The organism is Bacillus sp. MBGLi79, from assembly GCF_002953915.1.
The window spans coordinates 1,895,970-1,903,438 of the sequence record NZ_CP026521.1; the positions used below are offsets into that span (position 1 = coordinate 1,895,970).

The 7,469-nt window shown below is 51.2% G+C and carries 7 protein-coding genes; all 7 read left to right on the forward strand.

Annotated features, from left to right (window positions below; translation table 11 throughout):
* Positions 1-388 (forward strand): amidohydrolase family protein (locus tag C1T29_RS09660; protein WP_208945668.1); only part of this gene is annotated, 388 nt, incomplete at its 5' end.
* Positions 385-1,479 carry a carbamoyl phosphate synthase small subunit gene (locus tag C1T29_RS09665; protein ID WP_103749017.1) on the forward strand — a complete coding sequence of 365 codons (1,095 nt, stop codon included), beginning with the start codon at positions 385-387 and terminating at the stop codon, positions 1,477-1,479. The genes C1T29_RS09660 and C1T29_RS09665, both read left to right, overlap by 4 nt.
* Positions 1,464-4,676 carry a carbamoyl-phosphate synthase large subunit gene (carB, locus tag C1T29_RS09670; protein ID WP_020451329.1) on the forward strand — a complete coding sequence of 1,071 codons (3,213 nt, stop codon included), beginning with the start codon at positions 1,464-1,466 and terminating at the stop codon, positions 4,674-4,676. The genes C1T29_RS09665 and carB overlap by 16 nt, the downstream gene beginning before the upstream one ends.
* The gene (locus C1T29_RS09675) at positions 4,673-5,443 is read left to right on the forward strand and encodes a dihydroorotate dehydrogenase electron transfer subunit (protein WP_023857236.1); all 771 of its coding nucleotides are present in this window, start codon (positions 4,673-4,675) and stop codon (positions 5,441-5,443) included. Before carB ends, C1T29_RS09675 begins: the two co-directional genes overlap by 4 nt.
* Positions 5,443-6,378, forward strand: a complete 936-nt coding sequence (locus C1T29_RS09680) for a dihydroorotate dehydrogenase (protein WP_103749104.1) — start codon at positions 5,443-5,445, stop codon at positions 6,376-6,378. The genes C1T29_RS09675 and C1T29_RS09680 overlap by 1 nt, the downstream gene beginning before the upstream one ends.
* The gene (pyrF, locus tag C1T29_RS09685; protein WP_208945669.1) at positions 6,347-7,066 is read left to right on the forward strand and encodes an orotidine-5'-phosphate decarboxylase; all 720 of its coding nucleotides are present in this window, start codon (positions 6,347-6,349) and stop codon (positions 7,064-7,066) included. Before C1T29_RS09680 ends, pyrF begins: the two co-directional genes overlap by 32 nt.
* Positions 7,063-7,469: orotate phosphoribosyltransferase (pyrE, locus tag C1T29_RS09690; protein WP_231516552.1), on the forward strand; the 407-nt coding region annotated here is incomplete at its 3' end. The genes pyrF and pyrE, both read left to right, overlap by 4 nt.

Genomic DNA, 7,469 nt, shown 5'->3' on the forward strand with positions numbered 1-7,469 from the left:
TATCGCTACGGATCCTGCCCCTCATACAGAAGATGAAAAACAACAGACAATGAGCCTGGCGCCATTTGGGATTGTCGGCTTGGAGACGGCTTTTCCGCTTCTTTATACGCACTTTGTCAAAACGGGAAACTGGACGCTGAAACAGCTCCTCGATTATATGACGGTCAAACCTTGCGAGGCGTTCGGACTTCCTTACGGTAAGCTTGAAGCCGGGCGGTCCGCGGATATTACGCTGATAGATCTTGAACGCGAAGAAAAAATTGATAAAAACACCTTTCTTTCTAAAGGGAAAAACACGCCGTTTGACGGCATCAGCTGCTTCGGCTGGCCGGTTATGACAATGGCAAAGGGAAAACTCGTTTACCAAGAGGGGAGACTTGTAAAATGAAAAGACGTCTTGTACTAGAAAACGGAACAATTTTTGAAGGGGAAGCTTTCGGCAGCCTGGAAAACACCATGGGAGAAGTCGTCTTCAACACGGGGATGACAGGCTATCAAGAAATCCTCTCAGACCCGTCATACTGCGGACAAATTGTCACACTGACCTACCCGCTGATCGGGAACTACGGAATCAACAGAGACGACTTTGAATCTATCACCCCTTATGTGAAAGGGTTTATCGTAAAAGAGTTATGTCAACTTCCGTCAAACTGGCGCTCTGCTTATACCCTTGATGAATATTTAAAAATGAAAAACATCCCGGGACTCTCGGGAATTGACACGAGAAAGCTGACAAGAATGATCAGAACGGCAGGTACGCTGAAAGGGGTTTTTGCCGGCCCGGAAGAAGATGCTGAGGCTTTGGTTCAAAAGCTGAAAGAAACGAACCTTCCGACCGATCAGGTCAGCCAAGTTTCAACAAAAACGGCATATCCGGGCCCTGGGAGAGGGAAGCGAATCGTGCTTGTCGATTTCGGAATGAAGCACGGCATCTTAAGAGAGCTGAACAAGCGCAAATGCGATGTGATCGTCGTTCCTCACAATGTAACGGCAGAAGAAGTGATGCAGCTGAAGCCTGACGGCGTAATGCTGTCAAACGGACCCGGAGATCCAACGGACGTACCCGAAGCAATTGCCATGATTCAAAACATTCTCGGCAAGGTTCCATTGTTCGGCATCTGTCTCGGCCATCAGCTGTTTGCCCTCGCCTGCGGAGCAAAGACGGCGAAAATGAAATTCGGACACCGCGGTTCCAACCATCCGGTTAAAGAGCTTGCAACCGGAAGAGTATCAATTACGGCTCAAAACCACGGCTATACCGTATCGACCGTTGAAAACACGCCGCTTGAAGTGACGCATGTGGCGATTAATGATGACACAATCGAAGGGCTTAAACATAAACACGAACCGGCTTTCACGGTTCAATACCATCCGGAAGCTTCACCGGGACCGGAAGACGCCAACCATTTATTTGATCAATTTTTACACATGATTGAAACCACAGAGAAAGAAGGGGAAGCGGTATGCCTAAACGCGTAGATATCAAAAAGATTTTGGTGATCGGATCAGGGCCGATTATTATCGGGCAGGCGGCGGAATTTGATTATGCGGGTACACAGGCCTGCCTCGCTTTAAAAGAAGAAGGCTATGAAGTCATTCTCGTCAACTCGAATCCGGCGACGATCATGACGGATACGGAAATGGCCGACCGCGTATATATCGAACCGCTGACGCTTGAATTCTTAACACGTATCATCCGCAAAGAGCGGCCGGACGCCATTTTGCCGACATTGGGCGGGCAGACGGGCCTCAACTTGGCGGTCGAACTGTCCGAGCACGGCATCCTGGCTGAGTGCGGTGTTGAAGTGCTCGGCACGAAATTGGCTGCGATCCAACAGGCGGAGGACCGCGACTTGTTCAGAAGCCTGATGAATGAGTTGAATGAACCGGTTCCGGAAAGCGAGATCATCCACTCGCTCGAGGAAGCGCGCGAGTTCGTCGAGCGCATCGGCTTCCCCGTCATCGTCCGGCCGGCATACACGCTCGGCGGAACAGGCGGAGGCATCTGCTCAAACGAAGACGAGCTGAAGGAAATTGTTGAAAACGGCTTAAAAATGAGCCCGGTTCACCAATGTCTGCTTGAAAAGAGCATCGCCGGCTACAAAGAAATCGAGTATGAAGTCATGAGAGACTCGAGCGATCACGCGATCGTCGTCTGCAATATGGAAAACATCGATCCGGTCGGGATTCATACCGGGGACAGTATCGTTGTAGCGCCGAGCCAGACGCTGAGCGACCGCGAATACCAAATGCTTCGCAATGTATCGCTGAAAATCATCCGCGCGCTTGAAATCGAAGGCGGCTGTAATGTTCAGCTGGCGCTTGACCCGGACAGCTTTCAGTACTACATCATCGAGGTAAACCCGCGGGTCAGCCGTTCATCAGCGCTTGCCTCAAAAGCGACGGGCTATCCGATCGCAAAGCTTGCCGCTAAAATTGCCGTCGGTTTGTCTCTTGACGAAATGATGAATCCTGTGACAGGAAAAACGTACGCGTCTTTCGAACCTGCACTCGACTATGTCGTTTCAAAAATACCGCGCTGGCCGTTTGATAAATTCGAATCGGCAAACCGCAAGCTCGGCACGCAGATGAAAGCGACAGGCGAAGTGATGGCGATCGGAAGAACGTGGGAGGAATCTCTCCTGAAAGCGGTCCGTTCTCTTGAAGCGGATGTCTATCACCTGGAGCTGAAAGATGCCGGTGAGATCTCGAATGAAGTGCTTGAAAAACGGATTAAAAAAGCGGGAGACGAACGTCTCTTTTACTTGGCCGAAGCGTTTAGAAGAGGATACACGGTCAGCGATCTCCACGAATTTTCGGCAATTGACCTGTTCTTCCTGCACAAGCTTGAGGGAATCATTCGCTTTGAAGAAAAGCTGAAAGCCGGGCGCGGTGACCTGGGTCTTTTGAAAGAAGCGAAAGAGCTCGGTTTTTCAGACCGCTTCATCAGCCTTCTCTGGGAGATGCCTGAAAGAAAGCTTTATGATCTTAGAAAAGAAACAGGCATCACGCCTGTTTATAAAATGGTTGATACATGTGCGGCCGAATTTGAATCGGAGACACCTTATTTCTACAGCACATATGAAGAGGAAAACGAATCGGTCAGAACAGACAAAAACAGCGTTATCGTTCTTGGCTCCGGCCCGATCCGGATCGGCCAGGGGGTCGAATTCGATTATGCGACTGTGCATTCGGTTTGGGCGATCAAAGAAGCCGGCTATGAAGCAATCATTATTAACAACAATCCTGAGACGGTTTCAACGGACTTCAGCATCTCCGACAAGCTCTACTTTGAGCCGCTTACTGTTGAAGATGTCATGCATATCATCGATTTGGAGCAGCCGAAAGGCGTCGTCGTTCAGTTTGGCGGACAGACTGCGATCAACCTTGCCGACGAGCTCGCGGAGCGGGGCGTCGCCATTCTTGGAACATCCCTTGAGGATTTGGACCGCGCCGAGGATCGCGACAAGTTCGAACAGACGCTTGAAACGCTGCATGTGCCTCAGCCGCTCGGAAAAACGGCGACATCTGTGGAAGGCGCTGTTGAAATCGCAGCCAACATCGGCTATCCGGTGCTTGTCCGCCCATCGTATGTACTTGGGGGGCGTGCGATGGAGATCGTCTACCATGAAACAGAGCTTCTCCATTATATGAAGAATGCAGTGAAAATCAATCCGCAGCACCCTGTCTTGATCGATAAATATTTGACCGGAAAGGAAATTGAAGTGGATGCGATTTCTGACGGTGAAACGGTCGTCATTCCGGGGATTATGGAGCACATTGAACGGGCCGGCGTCCACTCAGGGGATTCGATTGCCGTTTACCCGCCGCAATCCCTTTCAGAGGACATCAAGAAAAAGATTGAAGCATACACGATTAAGCTTGCAAAAGGCTTAAACATCGTCGGCCTGCTCAACATTCAGTTTGTCCTTTCAAAAGATGAGGTTTACGTCCTTGAAGTCAACCCGAGATCGAGCCGCACGGTGCCGTTTCTCAGCAAAATCACCGGCATTCCGATGGCCAATCTCGCAACAAAAGTGATTCTCGGCGGGAAGCTTGCCGATATGGGCTATACTGAAGGCCTTCAAAAAGAGCAGGAAGGCGTATATGTGAAAGTGCCGGTCTTCTCATTTGCAAAGCTGAGGAGAGTGGATATCACGCTCGGACCGGAAATGAAATCGACCGGGGAAGTCATGGGCAAAGACAGCACTTTGGAAAAAGCGCTGTACAAAGGACTGATCGCTTCAGGCATCCAAATTCCGAATTACGGCTCTGTTCTCCTGACAGTTGCTGATAAAGATAAAGAGGAAGGTCTATTGATCGCCAAGCGGTTCCATGCGATCGGCTATAAAATATTGGCTACGGAAGGAACGGCCGGCTATTTAAGAGACGCATCCGTACCTGTTAAAACCGTCGGGAAAATCGGCGAAGAAGGCACAAATCTCCTTGATGTCATTCGAAACGGGGAAGCGCAGTTCGTCGTCAATACGCTGACAAAAGGGAAGCAGCCGGCAAGGGACGGCTTCAGAATCAGACGCGAATCAGTTGAAAACGGCGTTGCCTGCCTGACATCCCTTGATACGGCGGAAGCGATTTTGCGGGTGCTTGAAAGCATGAGCTTCCGCGCCGATCATATGCCGGCGATTAGAATTGAGCAAAAGGCGGCCGTCAGATGAGAAAAGGGTATATGACAGTCCGTTCAAACAAGTGTATCGCGGATCATATTTATCAAATGGTACTGGAAGGGGAGATTGCCGAAGTTTGCGGCGCTCCCGGCCAGTTTCTTCACATCAAGGTCTCAGATTCCCTCACGCCGCTTTTGAGGCGGCCGATCAGCATCGCCGATATCAACAGAGCCGCCCGGCAGGTGACCATCATCTTTCGCAAGGATGGGGAAGGGACGAGTCTCCTGTCTTTAAAACAGGAAGGAGATCAGATCGATGTCCTTGGTCCGCTCGGCAACGGTTTTCCGGCTGAATCGCTTGAACCGGGGAAAACGGCTCTTCTTGTCGGAGGGGGGATCGGTGTTCCGCCGCTTTACGAGCTGAGCAAACAGCTGACAAATAGAGGGGTGCACGCGATCCATGTGTTAGGATTTGCTTCTGCAAAAGACGTCTTTTACGAACAGGAATTCAGCCGTTTCGGGCGTGTGTATGTGGCAACCGCAGACGGCACCCGCGGTTCAAAGGGATTTGTTACAGATGTCATTGAAAACGAGGGGCTTCAGTTTGACTGCATAATGGCCTGCGGACCGACGCCGATGCTGAAAGCTTTAAAACAGCGCTATCCGGATAAAGAGGTTTATCTGTCAATGGAAGAGCGCATGGGATGCGGGATCGGCGCTTGCTTTGCCTGTGTCTGCCATACGGAAGAAAGCGAAACATCTTATGTGAAGGTATGCCTTGATGGTCCTGTTTTCAAAGCCCAGGAGGTGCTGTTATGATGCTCGAAGTCAATTTGCCGGGCCTTCAATTGAAAAATCCGATCATGCCGGCTTCAGGCTGCTTCGGATTCGGGAGAGAATTTGCGAACTTTTACGATCTTTCACGTCTCGGTGCGATCATGATTAAAGCGACGACGAGCGAACCGCGCTTCGGGAATCCGACGCCGCGCGTCGCCGAGACACAAGCCGGCATGCTTAATGCCATCGGTCTGCAAAATCCCGGTTTAGAGGCTGTCATGGAACGCGAATTGCCGTGGCTCGAACAGTTCGATACACCGATTATCGCCAATGTCGCCGGCTCGCAGATCGACGATTATGTTGAAGTGGCTGAAGAAATCAGCAAAGCGCCGAATGTTCATGCGCTCGAGCTGAATATTTCCTGTCCTAACGTGAAAACGGGAGGGATCGCCTTCGGTACGCAGCCGGAAATGGCCAGTGAGCTGACGAAAGCGGTGAAAGAGGTTGCGAGCGTTCCCGTCTATGTGAAGCTGTCGCCGAATGTCGCGAACATTACCGACATCGCTCTTGCCATAGAAGAAGCGGGAGCAGACGGTTTGACGATGATCAACACGCTGATCGGGATGCGGCTCGACTTAAAAACGGGAAAGCCGGTCTTGGCGAACAAAACCGGCGGATTATCAGGCCCTGCTGTTAAACCGGTGGCCATCAGAATGGTGCATGAAGTCAGCCAAAAAGTCAGCATTCCGATCATCGGCATGGGAGGTGTCCAGTCAGCGGAAGATGTGCTTGAGTTTTTGCTGGCGGGTGCGAGCGCAGTCGCCGTCGGCACCGCAAACTTTGTTAATCCGTTTGTTTGTCCCGAAATCATCGCCGATTTGCCGCGCGTTTTAGAAAAATACGGATACCGTTCGTTGAACGAGTGTATCGGAAGGAGCTGGAAGGATGAAACATACGCCGCCCATCATCGCGCTTGATTTTGCATCAGCACAGGAAACATATGCGTTTTTGGACCGGTTTCATGGAGAAGAGCTTTTCGTGAAGGTGGGCATGGAGCTTTTTTATCAGGAAGGGCCGGCCATCCTTGAAAAGTTACAGGAGCGCGGCTGCCGCATTTTCCTTGATCTAAAATGCCACGACATTCCAACGACCGTATACAAGGCGATGACAAGGCTGGCGGGGTTTGGCGTCAGCCTTGTCAATGTGCACGCAGCAGGCGGAAAGCAAATGATGGAGTCGGCGCTTGAAGGCCTTGAAGCGGGGACTCCGGCAGGCCGAAAACGCCCTTCATTAATTGCTGTGACCCAGCTGACAAGCACGTCTTCAGAAATGCTTCAGCAAGAGCTGCTGATTGAAACGCCGCTTCTCGATACAGTTGTTCACTACAGCAAGTTGGCTAAAGAAAGCGGACTTGACGGTGTCGTCTGCTCCGTCCATGAAGCCGAACACATTTACCGGGCCGCGTCTTTAGATTTTCTGACCGTGACACCCGGAATTCGCATGGCGGATGACAAAAACAACGACCAGGTCCGGGTGGCGACGCCTGGCTACGCAAGGGAAAAAGGCGGGTCGGCGATCGTTGTCGGCCGTTCGATTACACAGGCGGAAGATCCTGTGTCAGCCTACAGAAGAATAGGACATGAGTGGGAGGGAACCAAGGCATGAAAACAGACATTGCAAACCATTTATTAAGAATCAAAGCGGTTTTCCTGCGCCCGAACGAGCCGTTTACATGGGCGAGCGGCATCTTGTCGCCCATCTACTGCGACAATCGTTTGACGCTTTCATATCCGGAAGTAAGGGATGATATAGCTTCAGGGCTTGCCGGACTGATTCAAGACAAGTTTCCCGGAGCCGAAATGATCGCCGGTACGGCAACTGCGGGAATCCCCCATGCCGCGCTTGCCGCCGACAGGCTGAGCCTGCCGATGTGCTACGTCAGAAGCAAACCGAAGGCGCACGGCAAAGGAAACCAAATTGAAGGCGCTGTTGTAAAAGGACAAAAAGTCGTTGTAATTGAAGATTTAATTTCAACGGGAGGAAGCGTCCTTGAAGCGGCAGCCGCTCT